Here is a 26,704-nt window from a genome sequence, read left to right as displayed (position 1 = left end):
ACACGAGATAACGATATAAAGAAATCTTTATATCTTTGGAGGACTGTGAATGACCCGCACCATTGTCGCCTCGGCGACCAGGGAAGTCGTGATCGGCTTCGACCAGCCCTTCTGCGTCATCGGCGAGCGCATCAACCCGACGGGCCGCAAGAAGCTGGCGGCCGAGATGGTGGCCGGCAATTTCGAGACGGTGAAGAAGGACGCGCTGGAACAGGTCGCCGCCGGCGCCTCGATGCTGGACGTGAACGCCGGCGTAACCGCGGTCGATCCCAATGCCACCGAGCCCGATCTTCTCGTTCAGACGGTGCAGATCGTGCAGGATCTGGTGGATGTGCCGCTGTCGATCGACTCCTCCGTCTCCGCGGCCATCGAGGCGGCGCTGAAGGTCGCCAAGGGCCGGCCGCTCGTGAATTCCGTGACCGGCGAGGAGGAGAAGCTCGAAAAAATCCTGCCGCTGGTGAAGAAATACGACGTGCCGGTGGTGGCGATCTCCAATGACGAAACGGGCATTTCGGAAGACCCGGACGTGCGCTTCGAGGTGGCGAAGAAGATCGTCCAGCGCGCGGCCGACTATGGCATTCCCGCGCATGACATCGTTGTCGATCCGCTCGTCATGCCCGTTGGCGCCATGGGAACGGCGGGCAAGCAGGTCTTCGCGCTCGTACGACGCCTGCGCGAGGAACTGAAGGTTAACACCACCTGCGGGCTTTCCAACATCTCCTTCGGCCTGCCGCATCGCCACGGCATCAATGCGGCCTTCATTCCCATGGTGATCGGGGCGGGCATGACGAGCGCCATCATGAACCCCTGCCGCCCGCAGGAGATGGAGATGGTGCGCGCGGCCAACGTGCTGAACGGCACGGATGCGAACTGCCAGACCTGGATCATGACCTACCGCGACTATCAGCCGGCGCAGGCGGGGAACTCCGGGGCGGCGGAATCCGGGAACGGCAACGGCCAGGCCCCGGCCACTCCCGCCGGCCGCCGCCGCGGCGGCCGCGAAGCCCGCATGGCAAGGATGGGGCGGGGGTGAAACGGGAACCTGCCGGGAGGGGATAGTGCTCTGTCACGGTACGGTCGACTCGATCCTTCGCGATTGTCAGGAGTTCCTTCTCCCATGAACGCGCCGCCCGACATCACGGACCATCCGCTGGTCCTCTTCATGCCTTCGGGCAAGCGCGGGCGCTTTCCCAAAGGCACGACCGTGCTCGACGCCGCGCGCCAGCTCGGCGTCTATGTGGAAAGCGTGTGTGGCGGACGGGCCACCTGCGGGCGCTGCCAAATCGAGGTGCAGGAAGGCCATTTCGCCAAACACAAGATCACCTCGTCCAACGCGCATATCTCCCCCGTCGGCCCGAAGGAGGCACAGTATGCCGAAAAGCGCGAGTTGCCCGCCGGCCGGCGCCTCTCCTGCTCGGCGACGATCGAGGGAGACCTCGTCATCGACGTGCCGCAGGACGCGGTGATCAACGCGCAGGTGGTGCGCAAGGACGCCGACAACCGCGTCATCGAGCGGCATCCGGCCGTGCATCTGTGCTATGTCGAGGTGCCCGAGCCCGACATGCACAAGCCGCTGGGCGATCTCGACCGGCTCAAGGCTCAGCTTCAAAAAGACTGGGGCTACAGACGCCTGGAAGCGGATTTTCACATTTTGGGCGATGTTCAGAAGATTCTGCGGGAGGGCAAGTGGGCCGTCACGGCGGCCATCCACCATGACGAGGAGGAGGACGCGGCACGCATCATCGCGCTCTGGCCGGGCCTCAAGAACGAGGCCTACGGGATCGCCTGCGACATCGGCTCCACGACCATCGCCATGCATCTGGTCTCGCTGCTGTCCGGCCGGGTCGTGGCGTCCGCCGGGGCGTCCAACCCGCAGATCCGCTTCGGCGAAGACCTGATGAGCCGCGTCTCCTATGTGATGATGAACCCGGACGGCCGGATCGCCATGACGCGGGCGGTGCGGCAGGAGATTTCCAAGCTCATCGACAAGGTGACAGTCGAAAGCGGCGTGGCGCGCACGGACATTCTCGATGCCGTCTTCGTGGCCAACCCGATCATGCACCACCTTTTCCTCGGTATAGACCCGACAGAACTGGGCGGGGCGCCTTTCGCGCTTGCCGTTTCCGGCGCGGTGAAGGCGCATGCGCACGACCTGCGCCTCGGCCTCAATCCCGGCGCGCGGCTTTATGTGCTGCCCTGCATCGCAGGCCATGTGGGCGCGGATGCGGCGGCTGTCACGCTTTCGGAAGGGCCGCACCGGCAGGACCAGATGATGCTCGTGGTCGATGTCGGCACCAACGCCGAGATCGTGCTTGGCAACCGCAAGCGGCTGGTGGCCGCCTCCTCGCCCACCGGCCCCGCCTTCGAGGGCGCGGAAATCTCGTCGGGCCAGCGCGCCGCGCCGGGCGCCATCGAGCGCGTGCGCATCGACCGCCAAACGCTGGAGCCCCGCTTCCGTGTCATCGGCTCGGAGCTGTGGTCGGACGAACCGGGCTTTAAGGAAGCCGTAGCCGCCACGGGCGTGACCGGCATATGCGGCTCGGGCATCATCGAGGTAATCGCCGAGATGTATCTTTCCGGCATCATCTCCGAGGACGGGGTGATCGACGGTTCGCTTGCCGCGCGAAGCTCGCGCATCATCGGCCAGGGCCGCACCTTCTCCTACCTGCTTCACGACGGGGAGCCGCGCATCACGGTCACGCAGAACGACGTGCGCGCCATCCAGCTCGCCAAGGCGGCCCTTTATGCCGGTACCAAGCTGCTCATGGAAAAGCAGGGCGTGGAGACCGTCGACGCGATCCGCTTCGCCGGCGCCTTCGGCTCCTTCATCGACCCGACCTATGCGATGGTGCTCGGCCTCATTCCCGACTGTGAGCTGGAAAACGTCTCCGCCGTCGGCAACGCCGCCGGCACCGGCGCGCGAATGGCGCTGCTCAACCGGCGCTACCGGCGCGAGATCGAGGAGACGGTGCGGAAGATCGAAAAGATCGAGACGGCGCTGGAGCCGAAGTTCCAGGAGCACTTCGTCCACGCCATGGCGCTGCCGAACAAGGTGGACCCCTACCCGAAGCTCGCCGAGCAGGTGCAGCTTCCGCCGCGGAAGGTTCTGGCAGAGGGCGGCACAGAGGCCCCACGCCGCCGCTCGCGCGAGGAGCGGGAAGCCAGGCGCAAGCGTTGAAGACATCTAAGCCCCGAGGTGCTTCGGTCTTTCAGCAGCCCGGAAGGACCGGACGGATGCCAGCCTCCCACTTTCCAGAACGGCCTCATTTCCAGGCCGGTGCAGCGGGCGGTATCCCATCGCCCGCTAACCCAGTCCCAAACAGGAGGGAGCGTCAGATGCGGGACTCCCGCAGCGAGGCATTATTGCCGTCCCGCTGGTCGGAACGTACCTCCCAGGGGTTCTGTGACCGGGAAGCAAGCCCGTTGTCGGACTGGCGCATCCCCGCGCTGTACGGCGGCGGCGCGACGCCGGGATTGCCAGCAATAGCGCTGTAGGGCGGCGGAGCATCCTGATGACGCCCACCAGCACGGCGATCACCACGGGCACCGTATGGTGGAGGCGCATTCGAAAACAGCTGCTCGTAGGATGGCAGCGGATCAACGCGGATGTATGCCCGGGGATCGTTCGGTGCGTAAGGATTGGGCAGAAGGACGAGGAGCTGACCACCCTGCCGCTGTATCTCGATCTGTCTATTTCCTCCTCGCGACGAGGCGGAGTGGGAGGCGTGTAGCCATGCCGACCGATTCCATTCGAGGATGTGGTATTACCCATTCTGTGAGATTTCCTCTTCTGATTTCTGACGGCATCTCTATGGCCTCCCGCGGAGGAATTTCGTTATTGTTTCTTTGAATGAAAAGTTGTTCCGCACCGGCTGTAGCCAGCGTCCCCGCAGTGGCGGATCGGTAGCATTCACGCCGCCACACCCGCCCTTTCCAGCATCTTCCTCGTAATCGACTGCCGCCAGGCGGAGGCTTCGGCCCAGGGGTCCGGCTCGCGCAGCCGCTTGTCCATATCGCCGATCCGGAAGGTGTTCGCCGCCTCAAGCCGGGCGAGTTCGTTCCAGGATACGGGCGTGGCGATGGGGGCGCCGGGCCTCGCCCGCGTCGAATAGGGCGCGATGGCCGTGGCCCCGCGCTCGTTCCTCAGCCAGTCGATAAAGATGCGGTTCTTGCGCTTTGCCTTGGAGGCCTGAGAGAGAAACCGTTCCGGTTCTTCCTCGCTCATGCGCTCGGCGATCGCGCGGGCAAATGCCTTCACCTCGGGCCACTTGGCACGCCGGTTGAGCGGCGCCACCACATGCACGCCCTTGCCGCCGGTAACGAGAGGCAGTGTATTAAGTCCCGCCGCCGCCAGCCGATCGCGCAGATCGAAACAGGCCTGACGCAGATCCGCAAAGCTCACGCCCTCGTCCGGATCCAGATCGAAGACCAGTCGGTCCGGCTGCTCCAGAGCGTCGACGCGCGAGCCCCAGATATGAAACTCGAGCGTGTTCATCTGTACGGCCGCGATGATGCCCTTCAGATCGCTGACGAAGAGATATTCGGCCTTGTCGCCATCGTTCTCGATGATGTCCCGCCGCTTGATTGCTTCGGGAAAGCCCCTGCCCGCATGCTTCTGGAAAAAGCACTCCCGGGTGCTGCCTTCCGGGCATCGCACAAGGCTGATGAGCCGGTTCCTGATGTCCGGAAGCATCCGCTCGGCCACGCGGACATAGTGATGGGCGATGTCGCGCTTCGTGAGCCCCTGCGCTTCGAACAGCATCTTGCCCGGGTTCGAAAGGGAGATGCCGGCAACGGTCTCGCGCTCCTCCTGCATGGCCTTACTCCCTGTTCAAAAGGCGGGTCGGCTGACAGACGGCCCGCCTTGCGAAAATCGGCACGGGACGCGAAGGTTCCGGCTGCCTTAAAAGTGTCCCGTCTCGTGAAAGAGCTCGAAGGTCGCGCGAATATGGTCGGCGGCGGCCCGCACCGGCGCGGACGCGTCAGGCGTGACGATCATGCCGATGTGATAATTGCCCATCGGCGGCAGACCGTCATTCTCGCCCAGCTCCACAAGGTCCCCGCCGATGAAGGATTTGGGCAGCGGCGCGATCGCAAGATCAGCCAGGATCGCCGCCCGCTGGCCCGCCGTGTGCGCGCTCATATAGGCGATGCGATAGCTGCGCCCCTGTTCGCCCAGTGCGGCAAGCGCGGCCGAGCGCCAGGCGCATCCCTCCTCCCAGATGGAAACCGGCAGGGGTTCACGCAGATGGGCGCAGCCTCCCCTCGCCCCGGCCCACACGATGGGCTCGCTGAGCAGAATCTCGACGCCGGTCTCCATTTTCGCATCGGTGCAAGTGATCAACGTAATGTCGAGCTGCCGCGCAGCCATGCGCTTTCTTAAATTGGTGCTCACGTCGATCGTAACATCCACAGCCACGGCCGGATGCGACTGCGCAAAGCGCTTCAGCACGCTAGGCAGCACCCGCTCGCCGAAATCGTCCGGTGAGCCAAGCCGCACAATGCCGCTGATGCTGGGCGCCACAAATTTCGACACCGCCTCGCGGTTGAGCGCCAGCAGACGCCGGGCAAAGGTGAGCAGCATCTCCCCGTCGGCCGTCAGCGTGACCGAACGCGCGTCGCGCGAGAAAACCGCCCGCCCGAGCTGATCCTCAAGCTTCTTGATCTGCATCGAAACCGCCGAGGGCGTGCGGAAAACCGCATTGGCCGCGGCCGTGAAGCTTCCCGTCTCCGCAATGGCCACGAATGTGCGCAGCACATCCAGCTCAAGCAGAGGGAGCGGGTGGTTGAGCGGGGCGTTCATAGCGTACCTTCAATTTTGCTGATCTAAAGTGTCATTTCATTTCGTTTGATTGAAAACCAATACGGCACCATAGTCAATGCGAAATCGGAACTGCGATCAGCCAAGGAGAAGGCCCATGTCCATCCGCACCGCGATCAGGAACTATCTGCACAGCCGCGTTGCCCAGTGGGAGCGCCGGCGCACAGAACGCTACATCAGCAGCCTGCCGCTGGAGATTCAGAAGGACATCGGCTGGCGCCGTGCCCAGTCCCCGGATCAGCCGGGATATGCACGTCCGCACGATTCCCTGTTCGAGCGGCGCTGGTGACATCTCTGGAGAAACTTGGAGATGAAGTATCTGAAAGCATTGCGCAGCTTCTTGCGCGAGTTCGATAAAATCAACGAGCAGGCGCTCACCGGGCGTCGTCTTCCGCAGCCGCGGAGCGCCAGCCGGGCGGGACAGTGAAACCCCGCGGACGTGTCGCATTTCCTATGGCCCGCTTCGGTTTTAAGGCGGTCGTGCCCCTTGAGAAGGCATAGAAGGCGGCCAAGCACGCTACGTTCCCCGTCGCGCGCTCAATGTTATTGATGGAGCAGAACATGAAACGCCTCCGCATCTTCCGCCGGGTCCGCGATACGGGCGCCCCTTCGATGCGAGACCGGGAACGGCTCGAACGGACAATGCCCGGCGAGACCGGGGCGCTCACCGCCTTGCGCCTCGGTATGCTCGTCTGAATTTTCCGCCTCCCAAGGCCCTGCCCCGCCCTCACCGGGCGGGGCAAAATTTTTCTTCCTGCGCCATTCTACCCCGTTGACACACAAGGCGTTCTTTACGAAGGCTTGCCTGTCAGCGACATCGGCAAGATCGGGTGCGTGGAGGAGCAGTGGGACATGCGGGATGAAAGGCAGCTCAAGCGCTCTCTGGTTTTTTTCCTTGTCCCTAATTTCACTCTCGTCGCGTTTGCGACAGCTCTGGAACCGCTTCGCGCGGCCAACCGCATGGCCGGTTTCGAGGCTTACCGGTGGCGGCTGTGCAGCGTGGATGGCCGCCCCGTCCGCGCCTCGAGCGGCATAGAGATCGCCGTCGATACGTCGCTTGTCGAGGAACGCCGCATGATGGTGGGGGCCGAAAGGCCCTCCATGGTCATCGTCTGCAGCGGCCTTGACGTGGAGTCCTATTCCAACAAGTCGGTCTTCGCCTGGCTGCGGGAGGAGTACAATCGCGGCGTGGCGCTGGGCGGCCTGTGCACGGGTGCCCATATACTGGCCGCCGCTGGCCTGCTGGCCAACAAGCGTTGCGCCATCCATTGGGAAAACCTTCCGGGATTTGCCGAAACATTCCCTAAGGCGAACGTCTTCGCTGATCTCTTCGAGATCGATTCGAACATCTACACCTGTGCGGGAGGCACGGCCGCGATGGACATGATGTTCCAGCTCATCGGCGAGGATTTCGACGACAATCTCGTCAACCGCGTATGCGAGCAGATGCTGACGGACCGGGTGCGCAATCCTTCGGATCGCCAGCGCCTACCGCTCAGGGCAAGGCTCGGCGTCCAGAATTCCAAGGTGCTCACCATCATCGAGCTGATGGAAGCCAATCTTTCCGAGCCCCTGTCACTGGTGGAAATCGCGGATGCGGTGGGCCTCTCGCGGCGCCAGATCGAGCGCCTGTTCCGCCAGGAGATGGGCCGCTCTCCGGCGCGCTACTATCTGGAGCTCCGGCTCGACCGTGCGCGCCACCTGCTGCTTCAGTCGACCATGCCGGTGGTCGAAGTGGCGGTCGCGTGCGGCTTCGTCTCCGCTTCGCATTTTTCCAAATGCTACCGCGAGCTTTATGCCCGCTCGCCGCAGCAGGAGCGTACCGACCGCAAGCAGCTCATGGCGGCCTAGCAATTCAGGGAAGTGGGTTCGCGTCCCTAAGCGGCGCGTCACTGGCTGAAGTTGCCCGGAAGCGGATCAACGCACCTGGCGGCGCGTTCCTGCCGGCTTCCTCCGGTTACGGGACTTCACCGGCTCAGGCTTTGGCTGGCGGGCCTCCATCTCGAGGCGGGCTTGCCGCAGGCGCGCCGTTTTCGCCTCGCGCTGCTTCTTCTCCTCCTCGATGATCGCGCGCGCTGCGCGATCCGTAGCCTCGGCCCTGGTTGCGGGGTTCGTCTTCCGGGGTGGGAACAGTGTGTCCTTGGTGATGGCAGGATTCATCGACTTCGTCCTTTTCATAGCGCCTGAAAGCGCAAAAAGGCCGGGCTTGCCCGACCTTTTCTTCGTCTCCCGTCGCGTGCCGATACTCGGTCACATGGCGGAATGGCTTTACGCGGCGCGCAGGTTGTCCGCGGCATTCTTCCCGGAGCGGCGGTCCGTGACCACATCGAAGCCCAGCTTCTGGCCTTCCACGATGGTGGCAAGACCCGCGCGCTCGACGGCGGAGACGTGAACAAAGACGTCCTGCCCGCCATCATCAGGCTGAATGAAGCCGAAGCCTCGCGTGGCATTGAAGAACTTAACAGTACCGGTGTTCATGACGATTTCCTTTCAAATCGGTCACAGCATTTGCTCACCACGCCAGTGCGGGATGAGCGGTTCAGATCGATATTGAAAGAAGTCGCCGGGACGCCTGGGCGCCAACAAAGCTCAACAAGCAAGATCGATAGACCTTAGATAGGCCGCGCGACGGCGGCGGCAAGGCGTGCACAAACAAATATTTTCTTGAGCCCTCCGGCAAGGAACACAAAACCGAGCTCCCCGTTGGGCAACCATCCCCTGACGATGGAGAGTAAGATGCAGGATATTTCCGGCAAGCGGGTTGCCATTCTGGCAACCCATGGCTTTGAGCAATCCGAACTGGAGGTGCCGCTGGAGCGCCTGCGCGGAGCAGGCGCCGAGGTCCACGTGATTTCACTGGAAGCCGGCGAGATCAAGGGCTGGGATAAGAAGGACTGGGGAAGACCGGTCAAGGTGGACAGAACGCTCGACGAGGCGAGCCCCGAAGACTACGACGCTCTTGTTCTGCCCGGCGGTCAGATCAATCCCGATCTCTTGCGCGTCGAACAGAAGGCTCTCGACTTCATCAAGGCCTTCTGGACGGCCGACAAGGTGGTGGGCGCCATCTGCCATGCGCCCTGGCTCCTCGTAGAAACCGGAATCGCCAAGGGCCGCCGCCTCACCTCCTACCACTCAATAAAGACCGACGTCATCAATGCCGGCGGCCTGTGGGAGGACAGCCAAGTGGTCACGGATCAGGGGCTGGTGACGAGCCGCAATCCCGGCGATCTCGATGTCTTCTGCAAGAAACTGTCGGAGGAAATCCGCGAAGGCCGGCACGAACGCCGCGCCGCGTAGCTGATGCGCGCGCAGCCGCACGCGGGGCCTATCCGCTCATCCTTCCAGGCACCAGGAGTGAAAATGCCGGAAGGGAGGACAGTCAACCCGCGCGCGGCGCCGCCCGCCTATTCGAGATAGGTCATCGGATCGACCGGGCTCGTGCCCTTGCGCACTTCGAAATGAAGCTTCGGCCGGTCCGCGTCGCCCGTCATGCCAGAAAGCGCGATCTCCTGACCGCGCCGGACGGTATCGCCGCGCTTCACCTTCATCTCGGAAGTGTGCCCGTAGACCGTCACGAGGCCGTCCTCATGCCTAACGAGAATCGTGTTGCCGAAACCTTTCAGCCCGTCCCCCGCATAGATGACGACGCCGTTTTCGGCCGCGTGCACGGCGGTACCCTCCGGCACCGCGATGTCTATGCCGTCATTGGGCCGGCCATCGGAACCACTGCCGAAACCGGAAATCACACGGCCGCGCACCGGCCAGCGCAGGCGGTCAACACCGGTTGCCTGCGGCGGCAGGGAAGCCACCTGCTCTTCGGCGGGTTTTTCCTGAGCGGCCGTTTTCGGCTCGGACTGGACAGGCGCCGTGGTTGAGGCCGATGCTTTCGGCGTCTCCACCTGACTTGGGGCGGGCTTGATGGCCGACGGTTCGGCCTTCACCGCTGCTGTTTTGACGGGCTCAGGCTGCTTGGCTGGTGCCGGGGCGGCGCTTGTTATGGCAGTACCGCTACCGCCGGGGATGACAAGCTTCTGCCCCACACGGATCGTGTCGCCCGAAAGGGAGTTTGCCTGCTTCAGTCGATCGACGCTCACACCGGTCTTGCGCGAGACGGAGTAAAGCGTGTCGCCGGCGGTGACCGTGTAAGTGTTGCCGGACAGCCCGCCGGAGGATGCGCGCGGCGGCTCCGGCGCTCTCGGCAGAGCGGCCACCTGCGTCTCGCGCTGCTCTAGCTCCGGCTGCCGGGCTACCGCTGGTGCCGGCTGGCTCGCAGGCTGGCCGGGAGCGGCGGGAGGCGGCAGCGGCGCTGAGGATACGGTAGACGAAGTGGCGGAAGGAACGCTGTAGCTTGACCAGGAAGAAGACGAAGGCGCGGTCGGCGGTGTCCATGTCGCCGCCGTGTTCTGCATCTCCATGCCGATAGGCTCTTTCGGCCTCGGCACCCTATCGCCCGGGTAAGGCTGGCTGGTCTGGGCCACACCCATCGTGCCGGTGGAACTGGTGGTAAGCCCGTCCGTCAGGTTCGCGGCGCTGCATCCCGCCATCAGCGCACCCATCGCCAGAACCGCCGCACCTCTTGCAAGCGCCGAGCCGTGTTGACGTGAGATGCCGAAACGCATGAGGGCCACCCGCAAATTCCCGTTGACGAATCTTCCTCAATTAAAGCGTGTTAATCTTACCGGGCCGTTAAGCACTGCAAAAATCAGCAATAGCTTTGAAGACTTCCGCGTTGGGACGGTTAGGAAAGCGCCGCTTACAGGGCGAGTGCCACGCCTTTCATCAGCGGCTGCAGGCGAACGGGCTCCAGATCGGTGCGCTCGAAGCGGCTGCCGACCTTCACGAAACGGGCCATGATCTGAACGTCATCGGGCGGGCCGACTGGCGCCACCATGACGCCGCCCGTGGCCAGGAAGTCCACAAACCGGCGTGGCGTCTCCTCGAACGCCGCCCAGACGACGATGCGGTCGAAGGGGCCGTCGGCGGCTCCCTCCATGCCGTCGGCCTGGGACAGGAAGATGTTGGAAAGGCCAAGCGCCTCGTGGCGCAAGCGCGCGCCCTCGATCAATGTCTTGTAGCGGTCGAGCGACAGAACACGCTCGACCATCCGCGCCATCACGGCGGCCGTGTAGCCGGACCCGGTGCCGATCTCCAGAACGCGCAGGCCGGGCTTGAGATCGAGCGCATGCAGCACCGCTCCCTGCAAGTCGCAGGCTTCAAGCGACTCCCCGCATTCGATGGGGACCATTCGGTTCGACCAGACGGCCGCCTTCCACTCGGCAGGCACGAAGCTGCCGCGCGGCGTCTGCTCGAATGCGGTGAACAGTTCCTTGGAGGCGATGCCGCGCGCACGCAAGCGCAGCATGAAAGCGGCAAAGCCTTCGCGCTCTTCCTCGGGTATGCTCACGGCCCGCTCCCGATTGCCTTTGCCAGCCTGTCGCGCACCTCATGCGCGGTGAAATCGAGATGCAGCGGCGTGACGGAGATGTAGCCGTCTCGGATCGCCGCCTGGTCGGACCCGTTGCGTATCTGCGCTTCCTTGCGGCCGAACCGCAGCCAGTAATATGGAAAGCCGCGCCCGTCCTTGCGCTCCTCGATCCAGAGGCCGTGGACCAGCTTGCCCTGGAAGGTGACCTTCGTTCCCTTGACCTCGTGCGGCGCGCAGCGCGGAAAATTGACGTTGAGAAAAACGCCCGGCGGCAGTTCCGTCGCCACCAGCTTCTTTAGAAGATCGGGCGCCACCGCCAGCGTGGTGTCCCACGGCACGTGGCGTCCTTCGTCGGTGAAGTCGTAGTCTTGGCTGAGCGCGATCGAGCGGATGTTCAGCAGCGTGCCCTCGATCGCACCGGCCACCGTGCCCGAGTAGGTGACGTCGTCGGCGATGTTGGTGCCGTTATTGACGCCGGAGAGGATCAGATCGGGCGGCGAATCCATCACCATGCGCACGCCCATGATGACGCAGTCGGTGGGGGTGCCGCGCACGGCGAAATGCCGGTCGTCGATCTTGCGCATCCGCAAGGGCTCGGAAAGCGAAAGCGAATGGGCGTAGCCCGACTGGTCCGTTTCGGGCGCCACCACCCAGACGTCGTCGGAGAGCGTGCGCGCGATGCGCTCAAGCACCTGCAGACCTTCGGCATGAATGCCGTCGTCATTGGTGAGAAGAATGCGCACCTATTGCCTCGCCGCCTCGATCCTCTTCAGCCCACCCATATAAGGCTGCAGGATTTCGGGAATGCTAATGCTGCCATCCTCGTTCTGGTAGTTCTCCATGACAGCGATCAGCGCGCGGCCGACCGCGACGCCGGAGCCGTTGAGCGTGTGCACCAAGCGGGTCTGCTTCTCTCCGGCCACGCGATAGCGCGCGTTCATCCGCCGGGCCTGGAAATCGCCGCAGACCGAGCAGGAGGAAATTTCGCGGTAGGCTTTCTGCCCCGGCAGCCAAACCTCGATGTCATAGGTCTTCTGCGCGCCGAAGCCCATGTCGCCTGTGCACAGCACCACCGTGCGGAACGGCAGGCCGAGCTTCTTGAGCACGGTTTCGGCGCATTCGGTCATGCGCTCGTGTTCGGCGAGCGAGGATTCGGCGTCAGTGATTGAAACCAGTTCGACCTTGTTGAACTGATGCTGGCGCAGCATGCCACGCGTGTCCCGACCGGCCGATCCGGCTTCGGAACGGAAGCAGGGGGTAAGCGCGGTAAAGCGCAGCGGAAGCGACTCGGCGTCCAGAATCTCCTCGCGGACGAGGTTGGTGAGCGGCACTTCCGCCGTGGGTATCATCCAGCGCCCGTCCGTGGTCTGAAACAGATCCTCCGCGAATTTCGGGAGCTGCCCCGTGCCGAACATCGTCTCGTCGCGCACGAGAAGCGGCGGCTGCACCTCCGTGTAGCCGTGCTCGGTGGTGTGCAGGTCGAGCATGAACTGACCGAGAGCGCGTTCGAGCCGCGCGAGCTGGCCGGAGAGAACGGTGAAGCGCGCGCCCGATAGCTTCGCCGCGCGCTCGAAATCCATGAGGCCGAGCGCCTCGCCGATCTCGAAGTGCTCGCGCGCCCAGTTGGGGCTGTCCGGCTTCCCTACCTTGCGGATTTCGACATTGCCGCTTTCATCGGCGCCCACCGGAACGTCATCGAGCGGCAGGTTGGGGATGCGGGCGAGCAGATCGCGCAGGCGCTCATCATGGCGGCGTTCTTCCGCCTCGCCTTCCTGCACGAAGGTCTTTAGCTCCGCCACCTCGGCTTTCAGCTTCTCGGCCAGCGCGCGGTCACCGCTTCGCATGGCGTTGCCGATCTCCTTGGAGGCGGCGTTGCGGCGCTCCTGCGCCTCCTGAAGCCTCACAAGATGCGCCCGGCGCTCCTCGTCGGCGGCAACGAGCGCCTCCACCTGGGATCGCGCGGCAGCCTTGTCCTCACCACGCTTCACGAGCGCCGCAACCAGGGCCTCGGGGTTCTCGCGTATCCACCTGATGTCGAGCATGATCCGATCCGGGCATGAAAGATGGCCAACACGGCGCCCGGCGGAAAGCGCGGTGACTCAGGAAGCCGGTCCCGCGCTCGTCTCCGCCTCCTCGGCGGCGCGCCGTTCTTCCTCGCGCTTGCGCTCCACCATCCGGGCGCTCCAGATGGAGACCTCGTAGAGAAGGATGGTGGGCAGCGCAAGACCGATCTGACTGACCGGATCGGGCGGCGTGAGAACGGCGGCAACCACGAAGGCCGCCACGATGGCGTATTTACGCTTGTCCACAAGACCGTCGGCGCTGAGCAGCCCCACGCGAGCCATCAGCGTCGTGACCACGGGCAGCTGGAAGACCAGCCCGAAGGACAGAATCAGCGTCATGATGAGGCCGAGATATTCGGAGACGCGCGGAAGCAGCGAAATCTGGATTTCGTTGTCGGGCCCCACCTGCTGCATGGACAGGAAGAACCACATCACCATGGGGGTGAAGAAGAAATAGACCAGCGCGCCGCCGATAAGAAACAGGATGGGTGAGGCAATGAGGAAAGGCAGGAAGGCGCGCCTTTCGTTGCGGTAAAGGCCCGGGGCCACGAATTTGTAGATCTGCGTGGCGATCACCGGAAAGGCGAGCACGATGCCGCCGAACATCGCCAGCTTGATCTGGGTGAAGAAAAATTCCTGCGGCGCGGTGTAGATGAGATCCACCTTCTCCGAGTCGAGCCCCGCCCAGTCCGTCGCCCACTGGAAGGGGATCACCAGAAGATTGAAGATCTCCCGGGCGAAGAAGAAGCAGACGAGGAAGGCGACGAAAAAGGCCGCGATGGCCCAAATCAAGCGGGAGCGCAGCTCGATCAAATGCTCTATGAGCGGCGCGGACGACTTTTCGATCTCATCTTCTTCGTCTTTGGAACTCACGTCGCGGTTCCCGCTGTCTTCTTGTTATCGCTGCCGCGCTCCGCCGGCTTTGCCGTGGCAGGTTTGGCCGCCGGCTTACTGGCGATGGATGTCTCAGCCTTCTTGGCAGCGGCAGGCTTTGCCCCGACAGAGGAAGCATTGTCCGCCGCTGGTTTGGGGGCCTTCTCCACTGTGGTCACCGCATCGGGCGCCGCCGGCTGAACAGACTTCGCCGATTCGCCCGCAGCATCCTGCTTCGGCACGGGCGAATTGGGCGTTTTCGGCTTTCCAGCCTGATCGAGCTCCCTGCGAATATCGTGACCGGCCTTCTCCAGAGGGCTCAGGTGCTTTTTGATCTCGTTGCGCGGGTCTAGCTTCTTGACGTCCTGGACGAGGGTCTTGACCTCGTCGAGTTCCGCCTCTCGCATGGCCTCGTCGAACTGGCGGCGGAAATCGTTCGCCATCGCGCGCATCTTGCTCGTCGTGCGGCCAAAGGTGCGCAGGACGCGCGGAAGATCCTTCGGTCCGACCACAACGATCAGCACGATCGCAATGACAAGGATTTCGGACCAGCCGAGCTCAAACATTCTCTAATATCCGAACGAAGCCGAGATAAGGGGCACTCAGGACTTGCTGGCCTTCTGCTTGGTCTCGCCCACCGGCTCGTCCACGCGATGCTCGACGGTCTTCGTCTCTTCGCCGTCGTCGTCGCTCATGCCCTTGCGGAAGTTCTTGATGCCCTTGGCCATATCGCCCATCAATTCAGGGATCTTGCCCCGTCCGAAGAGGAGCAACACCACCACAAGCACGATGAGCCAGTGCCAGATCGAGAAGGAACCCATGACAGATCTCTTTGCCTGATTGCGCGGTCGTTATCCTGATTTATGCGCTTTCGCGCCGTCTTTCAAACACTAGTACGTCTGCGGGGCGCACTTTCAGCCAGACGTCGCGGACACCAGGCTGCAACTGGCCCGCACGCACGCGGGCGCGCACATGCTCGTCATTGCCGGGAACGGCGAGTTCCAGAAGCTCCACCACGCCCAGGAAGCGGCGCGAGACAATCCGGGCTTCCACATCGCCGCTCTCTTCGGAAACGTCGAAACCTGACAGGCGCACGGCCACGGTCACCGGCTCGCCGTCGGCCCGGCCTGGTGCGGCAAATCGGCCCACGGGCGTGTCGGCGGCGCCCGATGCAACACGCGCGTCGAACACGTTCAATTCAGAGAAGAAGCCGGCCACGAAGAGATTGGCGGGCTTGAGGTAGAGTTCTTCCGCCGTGCCCGCCTGCACGAGCTTTCCCTTGTTGAGGAGCGCGATGCGGTCCCCAAGCCGCATCGCCTCTTCCGCGTCGTGGGTGACGACGATCGCCGTCGCGCGGCTTTGCCGGAGAATGGCCAGCGTTTCGGCCCGAACGGTGTCCTTCAGCCGGGAATCGAGGCCGGAAAAGGGCTCGTCCATGAGCAGCACGGCCGGGCGCGGCGCCAGAGCCCGCGCCAGCGCCACGCGCTGCTGCTCGCCGCCCGAAAGCACATGGGGATAGGAGGATGCATAGCGCTCAAGCCCCACGCGCGAAAGCGCGATCAGCGCCTCTCGCCGCGCCTCCTCCCGGGAAAGGGCGGTGAGGCCGAAGCGCACATTGTCCAGGATGGTCAGGTGGGGAAAGAGCGCAAAATCCTGGAAGACGAGGCCGATGGAGCGCTGTTCGGGCGGCAGGAAGACGTTGGGGCCGGCGATCTCCCGGTCATTGAGGAGCACGCGGCCCGTTTCTTGGCTCTCGATCCCGGCGGCAATGCGCAAAAGCGTCGTCTTGCCGGAACCCGACGGCCCGAGAAGGCACAGCACCTCGCCGGGCTCGGCGGCGAGCGTCACATCGTCAAGCGTTAGCGCCCCCGGCGCGAAACGATGGCTGATGCGTTCGAGCACGAGGCGCGCGGCAAATGTCACTCCGGCGGTTACACGTGCCGGCTTTTCGACAGTTTCGCTCATTCTCCAGCGCGCTCACCCTTTCAGCCGGGGTCAGGCCCCGCGGCAAGGGTCAATCATCCTCGACTCTCGGTGTCAACAGGCCGAGCTCTTCCAAATCGATATCCGTCAGCGGGTCCTCATCGTCCGCAAGGGCGTCGGGATCGACCGGGGGCGTCGGAACGGAGAAGTTCGACGGCATGCGCGGCGAAAGCAGACCCGCGCCCTTGAGTTCGTCGAGACCCGGAAGATCGCGCAGCTCCTCAAGCCCGAAATGGTCTAGAAATTCGAGCGTCGTGCCATAGGTCACCGGGCGTCCGGGCGTGCGTCGGCGGCCGCGCATCTTGACCCAGCCCGTTTCCAGAAGCAGGTCGAGCGTGCCCTTGGAGGTTTCCACGCCGCGGATTTCCTCGATCTCGGCACGGGTCACAGGCTGGTGATAGGCGATAACGGCAAGCATCTCGAGTGCGGCGCGAGAGAGCTTCTTCTGCTGCACCTGGTCTCGGCTCATGAGGAAGGATAGGTCGCCGGCCGTCCTGAAGGCCCAATGATCGTCCACCCGGACGAGATTGACGCCGCGGTTCGCGTAATCTTCCCTCAGCTCCTCCATCACCGCGCGGACATCCACCCCATCGGGCAGCCGCTCCGCGAGCGCCTTGGAGGAGACGGGAGCAGCGCTGGCGAAAACCAGCGCCTCCGCCATGCGCTTGGCCTCGGCGAAGGCGATGCCGCGGCCACCGGAACGCTCAGCCTCGGCCTGATCCTTGTCCTCGATGATGAAGGGAACGACGCTGCCGGACTCGTTCATGGCAGGTTTCCAGCTTCTTCGACGCTCTTCGGCCCCAGTCGCATGTAAATGGGTGCGAAGGGCTCCTGCTGGCGGATTTCCAGCGCGCCCTCGCGTACCAGTTCCAGCGTGGCGGCGAATGTGCTGGCCGTCGCCGTCGCGCGCTCCTCCGGGCTTGCTAGATAGGCAAGAAGGAAACTGTCGAGCGCGGTCCAGTCGGAAAGCCGCCCCACCATGCGCACCAGGATTTCGCGCGCCTGCTTGAGCGACCAGACACCCCGTTTGGCGATCTGGACGTTCGTGATGGCGCGGCGCTGGCGCTGGCTGGCGTAGGCAGTCAGCAGATCGTAGAGCGTGGCCGAATACGCGCTTCTTTTCTCGATTACGATGGGCTCGGGCGCCCCCCGGGGGAAGACATCGCGGCCCAGCCGGTTGCGGTTAACCAGGCGGGCTGCGGCATCGCGCATGGCTTCCAGCCGCTTGAGGCGGAACTGGAGTAGGGCCGCCATCTCCTCGCCGGTGGGCTCCTCATCCCCCTGCTGCTTGGGGATGAGGAGACGCGACTTCAGGTAGGCAAGCCACGCGGCCATGACCAGATAGTCGGCCGCAAGTTCCAGCCGCATGCGGCGCACCCGCTCGATGAAGGCCAGATACTGCTCGGCAAGCGCAAGCACCGAGATGCGCGCAAGGTCCACCTTCTGGTTGCGCGCCAGATGCAGCAGAAGATCGAGCGGGCCTTCAAAACCTTCGACATCGACGGCAAGTACGGGCTCGGAGAGGCCTCGCTCGGGCCCCTCGTCGGACCACAGCCGGTCCATGGGAATGGGTTTTCCCGCCCCCTTCGCCTGCGCTGTATGCTGTCCCTGAGCCACTGCCGTCTTGCCCCATTCTTCAGGCCGCGATCGCCACCAACCGCTCGAACGTCGCGCGCGCCACCTCTTCCTCGGTGGTGTCCGCCGCATGCCGAGCCGAGAGCGCTTGCGCGGCACGTGCCAAAGACTTGCCCGACAATTCCGGCGTTCCTTTGGCGACCGCGCGCATCTCGTCCATCGAGCCGTTGCAATGAAGAACGAGATCGCAGCCCGCCGCAAGGATTGCCGCTGCGCGGGCCGAATAATCCCCAGAAAGCGCCTTCATGGACACGTCATCGCTGATCAGAAGGCCGTCGAACCCGATCTCGCCGCGGACGATCTCCTCGATCACGGGGGCCGATGTGGTGGAGGGATTTTCAGGGTCGATGGCCGTGTAGACCACATGCGCCGTCATCGCCATCGGCAGATGGGCGAGTGCGCGGAAGGGCGCGAAGTCGCGCGAGCGCAGCTCTTCCAGCGAAGCGTCCACGCGCGGCAGCGTCTGGTGGCTGTCAGCTCCAGCCCTTCCATGGCCGGGGACGTGCTTCATCACGGGCAGAATACCGCCCGCCATCAATCCATCCGCCGCCGCCCTGCCGAGGGCCGCAACAGCCTGCGGATCATCCGAATAGGCGCGGTTGCCGATGACATCGTGCGCGCCTGCCACGGGCACGTCCAGCACCGGCAGGCAGTCGGCGGAAAATCCGAGACGGGCGAGATCGAAGGCGATCAGCCGCGCCATCAGCCAGGCCGCCCGCAGCCCCGCCTCGGGATCGCTGCGGTAGACCTCGCCGAGCGTGGCCGCGGCAGGATAGTTTGGGGCAATCGGCGGGCGCAACCGCTGCACGCGCCCCCCCTCCTGATCGACAAAGACGGGTGCCTCCGGCCGGTCCACACTGTCGCGCAGGGCGGCGATCAGGTCCGAAACCTGCCCGCTTTCGGCGATGTTGCGCGCAAACAGGATGAAGCCCCAGGGCCGCTCGTTGCGGAAGAAGGCCGCTTCATCAGGCGAAAGCTGCTGCCCGGCCACGCCGAGGATCATGGCTTTTGATTCGCTCATGACGCGAGCATAGCCATAAGCAGGGGATTAGGCACGGCGCGGGGAATTCTTTTCCCGGCGCAAAGGCAGCTATTCGAGCGGATTGCCCTCAGGCCGCGGCCCTGAACAGGCCGCCTATTGGGAAACGAAACAGTTTCCACCGGCAGACTTGAGCTGCTCGCAGAGCGCGATTGCATCCTCCTTGGAAGAGGACGGGATGCGCACGCGATAGTAGGTGCCCCTGCCCTCGATCTCGGCCTGGACGATGTTGACGCCCCTGCCCTGCAGCATGCTGCCGAAGCGCTGCGCAAGCTGTTGATAGGACTGCTGCGCGCCCTCGACGGTCGGCTGGGAAGCGATCTGCACCGACCACTCGGAGGAAGGCGCGGCGGTGACTTGCGCGGGCGGATTGGCAACGGCCGCGACCTGCTGGCTCGCCTGCTGCTGGGTCTGCCTACCCGCATCAGCCGCCTGCGGTGCGCGCTGCTGGCTGGGCGCGGTGGCAATGCCGGGCCTTGAGGGCGGGATCGGACCCTGCGCGGGAACGGTCGCGGCGGCGCTTTCCGCGGGCTCAGCGGAATCCCGCGCGCCAGCGGCGGCGGCTGCCACCTGCTGCCCTCCGTCCGCCTGCGCATCGGCACCGGCGGCACCCATATCTTCGGCAGCGGCGGCGGCTTCCGCCGGCTCCGGCATCTCGCGCGGCACAATGGTGCCGTCAGGCCGCACCACCATCGAGCGGACCCGGCGCGGCGCAAGCGCTGTGATGTCCTGCTGCGGCGCGGATTCCTCGACCCCAGCGTCAGGGGTCAGACGTTCGGCGATCTTGGCACCCTGCGATGTTGGCGCCTCAGGCACTTGCGCCTCCTCAGACATTTGGGGCGCTTCCTGCTGCTCCTCCTCGGAAGGAAACCTCAAATTCGCCTCCCGCACGCCCGGAGGCGGCGTGAGCTCAACAGGCTCCTCGGTGGTCTCGATCAATTCGGCCTGTGCCGGACGCGCATCCGGCACTTCCTCGCCGGAGACGCGCCTGTAGACCTGATTGTCCTGATTGGGGATCTGGATGCCGCCCGGGTTCTCCGGCCTGACCTTTATCGGCGAATTATCCGCGGCAATCACGACGGGCTCTGCATCGTCTCCACTGAGAGAGAACGCCAGCAGCGTCGCGCCGCCGCCCAGGAGCACGACCGCCGCCAATACGCCGACCGCCATGAGCATGGGGCTGCCGAAAAACCGGCTGCGGGGGCCAGGAGGCGGCTCCGTGCCGGGCTGCGGCGCAAGCGGCGGAATGGCGCCTTCGGGAGACGCCCAGCGTTCGCCCGTATTGTACTCGCCAAGGCTGTCTTCGGCCCGCGCATACGCAGCCGCTGCCGTGCCGAAGCCCGCAGCTGCTGCTATGCCCGCGGCAAGATAGTCATCCACAAAGTCATCTTCGCGGGCGGGCGGCTCTTCGTTCGCGGCCTGTTCGTCGATAGGCGCGGTCTCCGCCCACACATCTCCCGAAAGATCCGTTTCACCGAAGGCGCCGGCAAGGATCTCCTCGATCTCGTCGAACTGAGCCGCCGGCTTCACCTCCTCCCGGTAGGAGACCTCCGGAATGTCCAGATTGTCGGCAATGGCGACGGTATCTTCCGGCACCTCCACGGTGTCGATAATCGGCGGCCACGCCTCCTCGTAGTGCTGCTCGGGTACCGCCGGGCTGGAAGCCTCTTCCGGAGACTGGCTCTGCACGGGCTCGTCCTGCGCGTGGTTCCACGGCTGGTGCGATTGCGTGCCAAACGCATCCTGGCTATTCGAGGGTACCTCCGGCCAGTCGGTGAACGCCCATTCCCCGCCGGCGGAGCCTTCCAGCTCCTGCGGCTCGCCGGCAAAGTCATCCGAAGAAGCAGCGGCGGCTTCATTTTCCCGGGCTAGGGAAACATCTTCCGGAAACTCGAAGGCTTCTTCCGGAATTGCAAAGTCCTCGAGCTCGGGCTGATAGGCCTGCTGTTCCTCCGCAAAGGGATCATTCCCCGCGTCCTCAGGCGCTGCAAACTCGACAGGTTCCGGAAGCGCATCGGGTTCCGACAACTCCACAGGCTCGGGAATGGCCCCAGTCGCCTCGTGCTCGAAACCGGAAAACTCCGGCTCTGCAAATTCCAGCTCAGAAGGGGCTTCGTAGCCGGAGAAATCGGTGTCTTGCGCGGCTCCCTCTGCTTGCGAGGCGAAGGAGGGATCAGCAAAGCCTTCCGCTTCATTTTCACCGGCGGCAGAATAGTCGGGCTCACCGGCGGTAAAGTAATCAGGCTTATCGGCGGCGGAGTAATCGGAATAATCGCCCGGCTGCGCGCTAAAGTCGGAGTCTGCCGGCGCTTTCTCCCCCTGCGGAGCGAAGGCGCTATCAGCGAAATCGTCCGCTTCATCGTGATTGACTTCTGGATGAACGGGCTCACCGGCGGTAAAGTAATCGCGCTCGTCGGCGGCAGGGTGATCAGGATAGCCGCCCAGCTGCTCGCTTTCGCTGACGGTTTCCTGCAGCAGAGCTTCAAGAGCGCTCTCGAACTCCGGCTGCCCATCCGGCGCGCCCGCTTCCGCAGGCTCGAATTGCGGTTCGGCAAACTCCTGCTGCCAGGATGCCATCTCGGGGTCCTGACCGGCATCGCCGGTATCGCCCTCACCGTTCAGATGGCCCATAAGCTCATTCTCGAGGTCAAGCGCCAGATCGTCCGCAGGCTCCGGGGCCACGGGCTTCAACGGCAGCACCCCGCGCGGGTCGTGTCCCATGATCCGGGTCAGCTCCGCAAACGGGTCGTCCTGCGCAAGCTCGTACTGAACTGCCTTGTTGCGATCGTTGCTGTCAGCCATGTTCCCACACCCGATCGGACGCCGGCGACGTCACACTCTGAAAATTGACCCTACCAGCGCTTTGTGGGCAAAAGGTGACAAGTCCGCCTGCGATCAGCGCATCTCCACCGGCGCATCGGCACCTACCAGCGCAAGCCCGCTGCCCACCACGTCGCAAACAGCCTGCACCAGGCCCAGCCTGGCATGCGTCAACTCTTGATCGTTAACTTTAACAAATCGTAAGCTATCAGACTCCGTGCCGCGATTCCACTGCTGGTGGAACTGGCTGGCCAGATCGTACAGATAAAAAGCGATCCGATGCGGCTCCATGGCCTGAGCCGCGCTTTCAATCAGCCTCGGGAACTCGGCGAGCTTGCGGATCAGCGCCAGTTCCCCCTCGTCTTCCAGACGATGGAGCGCCGCGCGCATGGTCGCCCGATCAAAGCTTTCCACCCCGAGTTGCTCTTTCGCCTGACGGAAGACCGAATGGCAACGGGCAGACGCGTATTGCACATAAAAGACCGGGTTGTCCTTCGACTGCTCGGTCACCTTGGCGAAATCGAAATCCAGCGGCGCATCGGGCTTGCGGTAAAGCATCATGAAACGCACGGGATCGCGCCCCACCTCGTCGATCACATCGCGCAGGGTGATGAATTCTCCCGCGCGCTTCGACATACGCACGGGCTCCCCGCCGCGAAAGAGCCGCACGAGCTGGCACAGAAGCACCGTGAGCTTCAGCTTGCCGTCCGATATGGCACGGGCGAGCGCCTCCAGCCGCTTCACATAGCCGCCGTGGTCGGCTCCCAGCACATAGATCAGGTGCTCGAAGCCGCGGGCGTATTTGTCCTTCATGTAGGCAACGTCGGCGGCGAAATAGGTGAAGGAGCCGTCCGACTTGATCAGCGGCCGGTCAATGTCGTCCCCCACCTGCGTGGAGCGGAACAAGGTCTGTTCCCGGTCTTCCCAATCTTCCGGAAGCTGCCCCTTGGGGGGCGGCAGCTTGCCCTTGTAGACATGCCCCTTCATGGTCAGATCATTGATCGCGGAGCGGATCGCGCCGCCATTGCCGGCGTGAAGTGAACGCTCTGAGAAAAAGACGTCGTGATGAACGTTCAGCGCGGCGAGATCGTCCCGGATCATCGCCATCATAGCGTCGACCGCGCGGTCCTTGGCGATGGCCAATGCATCCGTTTCCGGCATCTCCAGCAGCTTCGTGCCGAACTCGTCCACCAGTGCCTGTCCGACCGGCTTGAGATAATCGCCCGGATAAAGCCCCTCCGGAATCGTGCCGATATCCTCGCCCAGCGCCTCGCGGTACCGCAGCAGCACGGAACGGCCCAGCACGTCGATCTGCACGCCGGCGTCATTGATGTAATATTCGCGCGTTACGTCATAGCCGGCGAAAGCGAGCAGATTGGCAAGCGCATCGCCCACCACCGCGCCGCGGCAGTGGCCCACATGCATGGGGCCGGTCGGATTCGCGGAGACATATTCCACATTCACCTTGTGCCCAGCGCCGATGGTCGAGCGGCCGTAATCTCCGGCGAGCTCCAGCATTTCGCCAAGCCGCGCGTGCCAGAAGGCGTTGCCGAGCCGCAAATTGACGAAGCCGGGGCCCGCCACGGTGGCCTCGGCCACATCGGGATCCTCCGCCAGAACCTTGGCAAGCCGTTCGCCGAGGGCGCGCGGATTCTCCCCCGCAGCCTTGGAAAGCACCATGGCGGCGTTGGTTGCGAGATCGCCGTGGCTGGAATCGCGCGGCGGCTCGACGGTGATGCGCGAGAAATCGAGCGCGCCGCCATCTTTCGCCCTGAGATCAAGGGACTCGACGGCCTTCATGACCCGATCAATGAAATCGGCAAATATGTTCATGGATGCATTCCGGACACGAGAAAAGGTCGCCGCAGGCTAGCGCCCGCCGCGAGTTGCCAGCGGCCTAACGCAAATCGGGGGTGCGGTCAAACAGGCGTTCATGTTCCTTTAGCGCATAAGTATCGGTCATCCCCGCCAGGAAGTCCGCCACGTCACGCGCCTTGATCCGGTCGTCGGCGCGGTCGAGCCCTTCGCGCCAGCCTTCTGGCATCTCTCGCGGCTCGGCAAAATAGGCGTCGAACAGGTCGCGCACGATGCGATCGGCCCTGCGCCGCACTTCGAGCACGGACGGATGACGGTAAAGGTTCTTGTAAAGGAAGGCCTTCAGCTCCTTCTCTTCCTTTGCCATTTCAGCCGAGAAGGTCACGAGCGCCCGCCCGCAGTCACGCACATCGTCCGCCGATCCCGGTTTGAGCGCATCGATATTGGCCCTGGCGGTTGCGATGACGTCCTCCACCATCAGCGTGATCTGGCGGCGCATCAGCTCATGTCCCTGGCGGACAGGGTCGAGATGCGGATAGCGTTCGTCCACCGCTCTCAGAATACGGCCGGGCAGACCCACCTCCCGCAGCATGTCGATCGTGAGGAGGCCTGCCCGCAGCCCGTCGTCGATGTCGTGGGCATCGTAGGCGATGTCGTCCGCGATCGCGGCGCACTGCGCCTCCAGCCCCGCAAAGCGGTGCAGCTCCAGATCGTGCAGCTCGTTATAGGCGCTGATCGCGTGAGGAACCGGGCCGGCGATGCCGTTGCCGTTCCTGTCCGTCAAAGGGCCGTTGTGCTTGACGAGGCCTTCAAGCGTCTCCCAGGTGAGGTTGAGGCCGTCAAACTCCGCATAGCGTCGCTCGAGCCGGGTGACCACGCGTAGGGACTGCGCATTGTGGTCGAAGCCGCCCCACCGGGCCATCTTGTCGTTCAGCGCCTCCTCGCCCGTGTGGCCGAAGGGCGTGTGGCCGAAATCATGTACCAGCGCGACGGCCTCGGCCAGATCCTCGTCGCAACAGAGCGCGCGGGCCAGCGCGCGGGCGATCTGCGCCACCTCGATCGAATGGGTGAGCCGGGTCCGGTAATGGTCGCCCTCGTGGGCGATGAACACCTGAGTCTTGTGCTTGAGTCTGCGGAAGGCCGTTGAGTGGATGATGCGGTCACGGTCGCGCTGAAAAGGCGTGCGGGTGGGGCTTTCCTCCTCCTGCTGAAAGCGCCCGCGCGTGCGTGCCGGGTCAGACGCATAGGGCGCGCGCGGCCGGTAGCCGAAGCCGATGCCTTGGAGATGTGCCGGGCCTGTCATGTGTACCGCTGTTGACTTGCCGCCTGCGCGTTCATACCTATTCGCCAATGATCTAGGCAAGGTGATCCCATGGGCGTAGATGCCAAAACCGAGATGAGGGGCGTCGAACTCACCGATGCGGCGGCAAAACGCATCGCGAAGATCCTGCGGGAAGAACCGGGCAAGATTGCGCTGCGGGTATCCGTCGAGGGCGGCGGATGCTCCGGTTTCTCCTACAGGTTCGACCTTGCCGACTCCCGCAACGAGGATGACATCGCCATCGAGAAGGACGGAGCGGTCGTCCTGATCGACGATCTGTCGCTGGTCTATATGGGAGGGTCGGTGATCGACTTCGTTGACGATCTGATCGGCCAATCCTTCCAGGTGCGCAATCCGAATGCCGTCGCTTCCTGCGGCTGCGGAACCAGCTTCTCGATCTGAACCGGCCCGGGCGTGAAGGCCCGCCGCGCGAAGCTTCAGGGCGCGGTCGCCTCTTCCAGTTCCTCGAGATTTGTCGCGTTCGATAGCGCCAGGGCGATGGGCTTGAGCGCCTCCACATGCGCGCAGGCTATGGTGAGGACCAGCGTCATGGGCACCGCCAGAAGCGCGCCGACAAGCCCCCACATCCACGTCCAGAACGCGAGCGCCAGCAAAACGGCGAGCGGCGAAAGGGAAAGCTGCCGCCCCTGCAGCAACGGGTCCACGTAGTTGCCCATCACCTGCTCGATCACCAGCAAGCCGCCACCAATGATGAGCGCCGAGACCGGATCGCGCTGGAGAAAAGCGAGCGCCACCGGCAGCACTCCAGCGATGATCGAGCCGATGGTAGGAATGAAGTTGAGGAGGAAGGCGAGCAGCCCCCAGACGAGCACGAAGTCGAGACCCCACCACCAGGTCCAGGCCATGTAGAGCAGCCCAGTCGCGAGGCCCAGAAGCGCCCGCATGAGCAGATAGCGGCGGAAGCGCGATGCGGTCGCATCGACAATGTCATGCAGGGCCGCGCCGTCCCGGCGGGAGGCGATCCCCGAAAGCTTGGCGGAATAGGACGGCGCCTCGAGCAGCATCAGCCATACGAGAAAGAACAGCAGGGTGAGCACGCCGCCGAAGCTCCACATGGACTGGGCAACACCCGTCGCCAGCGACATGACGGGATCGATCAGCCTCTCCGCCAAGGGCGCCGTCCCGTCCCCGGAAGGTTGCCCTGCGGCGATATCGATCCGGGCGCTTATGCGCGCCGCCAGCCTTTCAAGCGGCTCCCGATAGCGGACGATGCCCGCCGCGAGCTGCTGGACCACGAAAAGCAGACCTGCCGTGAACAGCACGAAGATAAGAAGCATGATGAGGAGAGCGGCCAGATGCCCAAGCCAGCCCATCGCGCGGGGAACCCGCGCGCCGATCCAGCTCTGGACGGGCTGGAGCGCGAGCGCGGCGAAGAATGCGAAGGCGAGCGTACCCGAAATCCAGGCCGTCGCACGCAAGGCAGCGACGATGAGAACCATGGCGATGATGGCGAGCAACCATAGTGCGAGGCGTGAACTCTCCCCACAGCGACGCTGTGTATCGTCAAGCTGGTTTTCGGGAACCGGCGGCATGGCACCGGCACCAGTCATTCATCGCCGGAGGCGGAACGGCCTTTCCACTGCTCCGGCATGCCGGCCACATCGGAAATGCCAAATCGTCCTGCCGGAACCGGCCATGCCTGATCGACCAACCTGCCGAACGCATCCTCTTCCACGAGGCCGCGCAACAGGCTCGCCGCGCGCTTTATGAGCCTTACCCGCCCGATGGGGCCGCCGGAGGGAACGGGATAGGGAAGACGGACGGATACAGACTCACCGCGATCGCCCAAGAATACGACTTTTGCCCATGCGTTATTGGCTCCCTCGCGGGAAACGATTGCGTCGACGATCTGCACTGCCCTTCCTCCGGTCGCCTCACCAACGGACGA

Annotated in this window: 27 protein-coding genes; 7 read left to right on the top strand and 20 right to left on the bottom strand. The window is 64.1% G+C overall.

From position 1 onward, the window contains the following. Positions 1–49 precede the first annotated feature (49 nt). Complete coding sequence (locus NYR54_RS10515; protein ID WP_261515596.1) at positions 50–1,033, top strand: methyltetrahydrofolate cobalamin methyltransferase; 984 nt, start codon at positions 50–52, stop codon at positions 1,031–1,033. Positions 1,034–1,117: 84 nt separating this feature from the next. Beyond that, the gene (locus NYR54_RS10510) at positions 1,118–3,178 is read left to right on the top strand and encodes an ASKHA domain-containing protein (protein ID WP_261515595.1); all 2,061 of its coding nucleotides are present in this window, start codon (positions 1,118–1,120) and stop codon (positions 3,176–3,178) included. A gap of 732 nt (positions 3,179–3,910) precedes the next feature. Here NYR54_RS10510 and ligD read toward each other — a convergent pair. Further along, complete coding sequence (gene ligD, locus NYR54_RS10505; RefSeq protein ID WP_261515594.1) at positions 3,911–4,816, bottom strand: non-homologous end-joining DNA ligase; 906 nt, start codon at positions 4,814–4,816, stop codon at positions 3,911–3,913. An 87-nt stretch (positions 4,817–4,903) separates the two neighbouring features. Continuing rightward, positions 4,904–5,803 carry a LysR substrate-binding domain-containing protein gene (locus NYR54_RS10500; protein ID WP_261515593.1) on the bottom strand — a complete coding sequence of 300 codons (900 nt, stop codon included), beginning with the start codon at positions 5,801–5,803 and terminating at the stop codon, positions 4,904–4,906. A gap of 115 nt (positions 5,804–5,918) precedes the next feature. On the opposite strand from NYR54_RS10500, the gene NYR54_RS10495 reads away from it, so the two are divergent. The 3 genes from NYR54_RS10495 to NYR54_RS10485 all read left to right on the top strand — a co-directional run bounded on the left by NYR54_RS10495 (position 5,919) and on the right by NYR54_RS10485 (position 7,672). Next, on the top strand, positions 5,919–6,110 hold the full coding sequence (locus tag NYR54_RS10495) for a hypothetical protein (RefSeq protein WP_261515591.1): 192 nt from the start codon (positions 5,919–5,921) through the stop codon (positions 6,108–6,110). Positions 6,111–6,382: 272 nt separating this feature from the next. Beyond that, positions 6,383–6,517, top strand: a complete 135-nt coding sequence (locus tag NYR54_RS10490) for a hypothetical protein (protein WP_261515590.1) — start codon at positions 6,383–6,385, stop codon at positions 6,515–6,517. A 156-nt stretch (positions 6,518–6,673) separates the two neighbouring features. Continuing rightward, positions 6,674–7,672, top strand: a complete 999-nt coding sequence (locus NYR54_RS10485; RefSeq protein WP_261515639.1) for a GlxA family transcriptional regulator — start codon at positions 6,674–6,676, stop codon at positions 7,670–7,672. Positions 7,673–7,738: 66 nt separating this feature from the next. On the opposite strand, the gene NYR54_RS10480 is transcribed toward NYR54_RS10485, so the two are convergent. Further along, positions 7,739–7,981, bottom strand: coding sequence for a hypothetical protein (locus tag NYR54_RS10480; protein WP_261515589.1), 243 nt, complete (start codon positions 7,979–7,981; stop codon positions 7,739–7,741). 108 nt (positions 7,982–8,089) lie between these two features. After that, complete coding sequence (locus NYR54_RS10475; protein ID WP_261515588.1) at positions 8,090–8,299, bottom strand: cold-shock protein; 210 nt, start codon at positions 8,297–8,299, stop codon at positions 8,090–8,092. Between the two features lie 258 nt (positions 8,300–8,557). On the opposite strand from NYR54_RS10475, the gene NYR54_RS10470 reads away from it, so the two are divergent. Then, a complete protein-coding gene (locus NYR54_RS10470) occupies positions 8,558–9,118 on the top strand; it encodes a type 1 glutamine amidotransferase domain-containing protein (protein ID WP_261515587.1) in 561 nt (186 codons plus the stop codon). Positions 9,119–9,225: 107 nt separating this feature from the next. On the opposite strand, the gene NYR54_RS10465 is transcribed toward NYR54_RS10470, so the two are convergent. From NYR54_RS10465 to NYR54_RS10400, 14 genes are all read right to left on the bottom strand, one after another. Then, positions 9,226–10,440 carry a peptidoglycan DD-metalloendopeptidase family protein gene (locus tag NYR54_RS10465; RefSeq protein WP_261515586.1) on the bottom strand — a complete coding sequence of 405 codons (1,215 nt, stop codon included), beginning with the start codon at positions 10,438–10,440 and terminating at the stop codon, positions 9,226–9,228. Between the two features lie 134 nt (positions 10,441–10,574). Beyond that, positions 10,575–11,225: a protein-L-isoaspartate(D-aspartate) O-methyltransferase gene (locus tag NYR54_RS10460; protein WP_261515585.1), complete on the bottom strand. Its 651-nt coding sequence runs from the start codon at positions 11,223–11,225 to the stop codon at positions 10,575–10,577. Beyond that, positions 11,222–11,989 carry a 5'/3'-nucleotidase SurE gene (surE, locus tag NYR54_RS10455; RefSeq protein WP_261515584.1) on the bottom strand — a complete coding sequence of 256 codons (768 nt, stop codon included), beginning with the start codon at positions 11,987–11,989 and terminating at the stop codon, positions 11,222–11,224. The genes NYR54_RS10460 and surE overlap by 4 nt, the downstream gene beginning before the upstream one ends. After that, a complete protein-coding gene (gene serS / locus NYR54_RS10450) occupies positions 11,990–13,288 on the bottom strand; it encodes a serine--tRNA ligase (RefSeq protein WP_261515583.1) in 1,299 nt (432 codons plus the stop codon). A 57-nt stretch (positions 13,289–13,345) separates the two neighbouring features. Further along, positions 13,346–14,182: a twin-arginine translocase subunit TatC gene (gene tatC / locus NYR54_RS10445; protein WP_261515582.1), complete on the bottom strand. Its 837-nt coding sequence runs from the start codon at positions 14,180–14,182 to the stop codon at positions 13,346–13,348. Further along, complete coding sequence (gene tatB / locus NYR54_RS10440) at positions 14,179–14,748, bottom strand: Sec-independent protein translocase protein TatB (protein WP_261515581.1); 570 nt, start codon at positions 14,746–14,748, stop codon at positions 14,179–14,181. The genes tatC and tatB overlap by 4 nt, the downstream gene beginning before the upstream one ends. A 36-nt stretch (positions 14,749–14,784) precedes the next feature. Further along, positions 14,785–15,003 carry a twin-arginine translocase TatA/TatE family subunit gene (locus NYR54_RS10435; RefSeq protein ID WP_261515580.1) on the bottom strand — a complete coding sequence of 73 codons (219 nt, stop codon included), beginning with the start codon at positions 15,001–15,003 and terminating at the stop codon, positions 14,785–14,787. A 40-nt stretch (positions 15,004–15,043) separates the two neighbouring features. Continuing rightward, entirely contained in the window at positions 15,044–16,147 is a 1,104-nt protein-coding gene (locus NYR54_RS10430) for an ABC transporter ATP-binding protein (protein ID WP_261515579.1), read from the bottom strand. Between the two features lie 49 nt (positions 16,148–16,196). Beyond that, complete coding sequence (scpB, locus tag NYR54_RS10425; protein WP_261515578.1) at positions 16,197–16,931, bottom strand: SMC-Scp complex subunit ScpB; 735 nt, start codon at positions 16,929–16,931, stop codon at positions 16,197–16,199. Continuing rightward, positions 16,928–17,728, bottom strand: a complete 801-nt coding sequence (locus NYR54_RS10420; protein WP_261515577.1) for a segregation and condensation protein A — start codon at positions 17,726–17,728, stop codon at positions 16,928–16,930. The genes scpB and NYR54_RS10420 overlap by 4 nt, the downstream gene beginning before the upstream one ends. A 73-nt stretch (positions 17,729–17,801) precedes the next feature. Further along, the gene (gene nagZ / locus NYR54_RS10415; RefSeq protein WP_261515576.1) at positions 17,802–18,821 is read right to left on the bottom strand and encodes a beta-N-acetylhexosaminidase; all 1,020 of its coding nucleotides are present in this window, start codon (positions 18,819–18,821) and stop codon (positions 17,802–17,804) included. Between the two features lie 114 nt (positions 18,822–18,935). Further along, entirely contained in the window at positions 18,936–21,641 is a 2,706-nt protein-coding gene (locus NYR54_RS10410) for an SPOR domain-containing protein (RefSeq protein ID WP_261515575.1), read from the bottom strand. A 93-nt stretch (positions 21,642–21,734) separates the two neighbouring features. Further along, positions 21,735–23,492: an arginine--tRNA ligase gene (gene argS / locus NYR54_RS10405; RefSeq protein WP_261515573.1), complete on the bottom strand. Its 1,758-nt coding sequence runs from the start codon at positions 23,490–23,492 to the stop codon at positions 21,735–21,737. Between the two features lie 64 nt (positions 23,493–23,556). Continuing rightward, positions 23,557–24,777 (bottom strand): deoxyguanosinetriphosphate triphosphohydrolase, encoded by a 1,221-nt coding sequence (locus NYR54_RS10400; RefSeq protein ID WP_261515572.1) that lies wholly within the window; start codon positions 24,775–24,777, stop codon positions 23,557–23,559. A gap of 69 nt (positions 24,778–24,846) precedes the next feature. Between NYR54_RS10400 and erpA the strand changes: the two genes are divergently transcribed. Further along, a complete protein-coding gene (erpA, locus tag NYR54_RS10395) occupies positions 24,847–25,197 on the top strand; it encodes an iron-sulfur cluster insertion protein ErpA (RefSeq protein ID WP_261515571.1) in 351 nt (116 codons plus the stop codon). Between the two features lie 35 nt (positions 25,198–25,232). Here the strand turns inward: erpA and NYR54_RS10390 are convergent, their stop codons facing one another. Together NYR54_RS10390 and NYR54_RS10385 are read right to left on the bottom strand one after the other, a co-directional pair. Then, complete coding sequence (locus NYR54_RS10390; RefSeq protein WP_261515570.1) at positions 25,233–26,366, bottom strand: AI-2E family transporter; 1,134 nt, start codon at positions 26,364–26,366, stop codon at positions 25,233–25,235. Further along, a complete protein-coding gene (locus NYR54_RS10385) occupies positions 26,363–26,671 on the bottom strand; it encodes a hypothetical protein (RefSeq protein WP_261515569.1) in 309 nt (102 codons plus the stop codon). The genes NYR54_RS10390 and NYR54_RS10385 overlap by 4 nt, the downstream gene beginning before the upstream one ends. Positions 26,672–26,704 lie beyond the last annotated feature (33 nt).

Source organism: Chelativorans petroleitrophicus, assembly GCF_025398195.1.
GTDB lineage: Bacteria > Pseudomonadota > Alphaproteobacteria > Rhizobiales > Rhizobiaceae > Chelativorans > Chelativorans petroleitrophicus.
The sequence above is the reverse complement of the archived record's forward strand: the minus strand, read 5'-3'. Positions and strand labels throughout refer to the sequence as shown.

Coding starts and splice junctions, on each gene's coding strand:
- argS (WP_261515573.1), bottom strand. CDS start 23,492: ATGAACATATTTGCCGATTTCATTGATCGGGTCATGAAGGCCGTCGAG.
- NYR54_RS10480 (WP_261515589.1), bottom strand. CDS start 7,981: ATGAATCCTGCCATCACCAAGGACACACTGTTCCCACCCCGGAAGACG.
- NYR54_RS10435 (WP_261515580.1), bottom strand. CDS start 15,003: ATGGGTTCCTTCTCGATCTGGCACTGGCTCATCGTGCTTGTGGTGGTG.
- ligD (WP_261515594.1), bottom strand. CDS start 4,816: ATGCAGGAGGAGCGCGAGACCGTTGCCGGCATCTCCCTTTCGAACCCG.
- NYR54_RS10400 (WP_261515572.1), bottom strand. CDS start 24,777: ATGACAGGCCCGGCACATCTCCAAGGCATCGGCTTCGGCTACCGGCCG.
- scpB (WP_261515578.1), bottom strand. CDS start 16,931: ATGAACGAGTCCGGCAGCGTCGTTCCCTTCATCATCGAGGACAAGGAT.
- NYR54_RS10390 (WP_261515570.1), bottom strand. CDS start 26,366: ATGACTGGTGCCGGTGCCATGCCGCCGGTTCCCGAAAACCAGCTTGAC.
- NYR54_RS10515 (WP_261515596.1), top strand. CDS start 50: ATGACCCGCACCATTGTCGCCTCGGCGACCAGGGAAGTCGTGATCGGC.
- NYR54_RS10485 (WP_261515639.1), top strand. CDS start 6,674: ATGCGGGATGAAAGGCAGCTCAAGCGCTCTCTGGTTTTTTTCCTTGTC.
- NYR54_RS10495 (WP_261515591.1), top strand. CDS start 5,919: ATGTCCATCCGCACCGCGATCAGGAACTATCTGCACAGCCGCGTTGCC.
- NYR54_RS10465 (WP_261515586.1), bottom strand. CDS start 10,440: ATGCGTTTCGGCATCTCACGTCAACACGGCTCGGCGCTTGCAAGAGGT.
- NYR54_RS10470 (WP_261515587.1), top strand. CDS start 8,558: ATGCAGGATATTTCCGGCAAGCGGGTTGCCATTCTGGCAACCCATGGC.
- nagZ (WP_261515576.1), bottom strand. CDS start 18,821: ATGAGCGAATCAAAAGCCATGATCCTCGGCGTGGCCGGGCAGCAGCTT.
- NYR54_RS10420 (WP_261515577.1), bottom strand. CDS start 17,728: ATGGACCGGCTGTGGTCCGACGAGGGGCCCGAGCGAGGCCTCTCCGAG.
- NYR54_RS10410 (WP_261515575.1), bottom strand. CDS start 21,641: ATGGCTGACAGCAACGATCGCAACAAGGCAGTTCAGTACGAGCTTGCG.
- NYR54_RS10490 (WP_261515590.1), top strand. CDS start 6,383: ATGAAACGCCTCCGCATCTTCCGCCGGGTCCGCGATACGGGCGCCCCT.
- serS (WP_261515583.1), bottom strand. CDS start 13,288: ATGCTCGACATCAGGTGGATACGCGAGAACCCCGAGGCCCTGGTTGCG.
- NYR54_RS10500 (WP_261515593.1), bottom strand. CDS start 5,803: ATGAACGCCCCGCTCAACCACCCGCTCCCTCTGCTTGAGCTGGATGTG.
- tatB (WP_261515581.1), bottom strand. CDS start 14,748: ATGTTTGAGCTCGGCTGGTCCGAAATCCTTGTCATTGCGATCGTGCTG.
- NYR54_RS10430 (WP_261515579.1), bottom strand. CDS start 16,147: ATGAGCGAAACTGTCGAAAAGCCGGCACGTGTAACCGCCGGAGTGACA.
- NYR54_RS10510 (WP_261515595.1), top strand. CDS start 1,118: ATGAACGCGCCGCCCGACATCACGGACCATCCGCTGGTCCTCTTCATG.
- erpA (WP_261515571.1), top strand. CDS start 24,847: ATGGGCGTAGATGCCAAAACCGAGATGAGGGGCGTCGAACTCACCGAT.
- NYR54_RS10475 (WP_261515588.1), bottom strand. CDS start 8,299: ATGAACACCGGTACTGTTAAGTTCTTCAATGCCACGCGAGGCTTCGGC.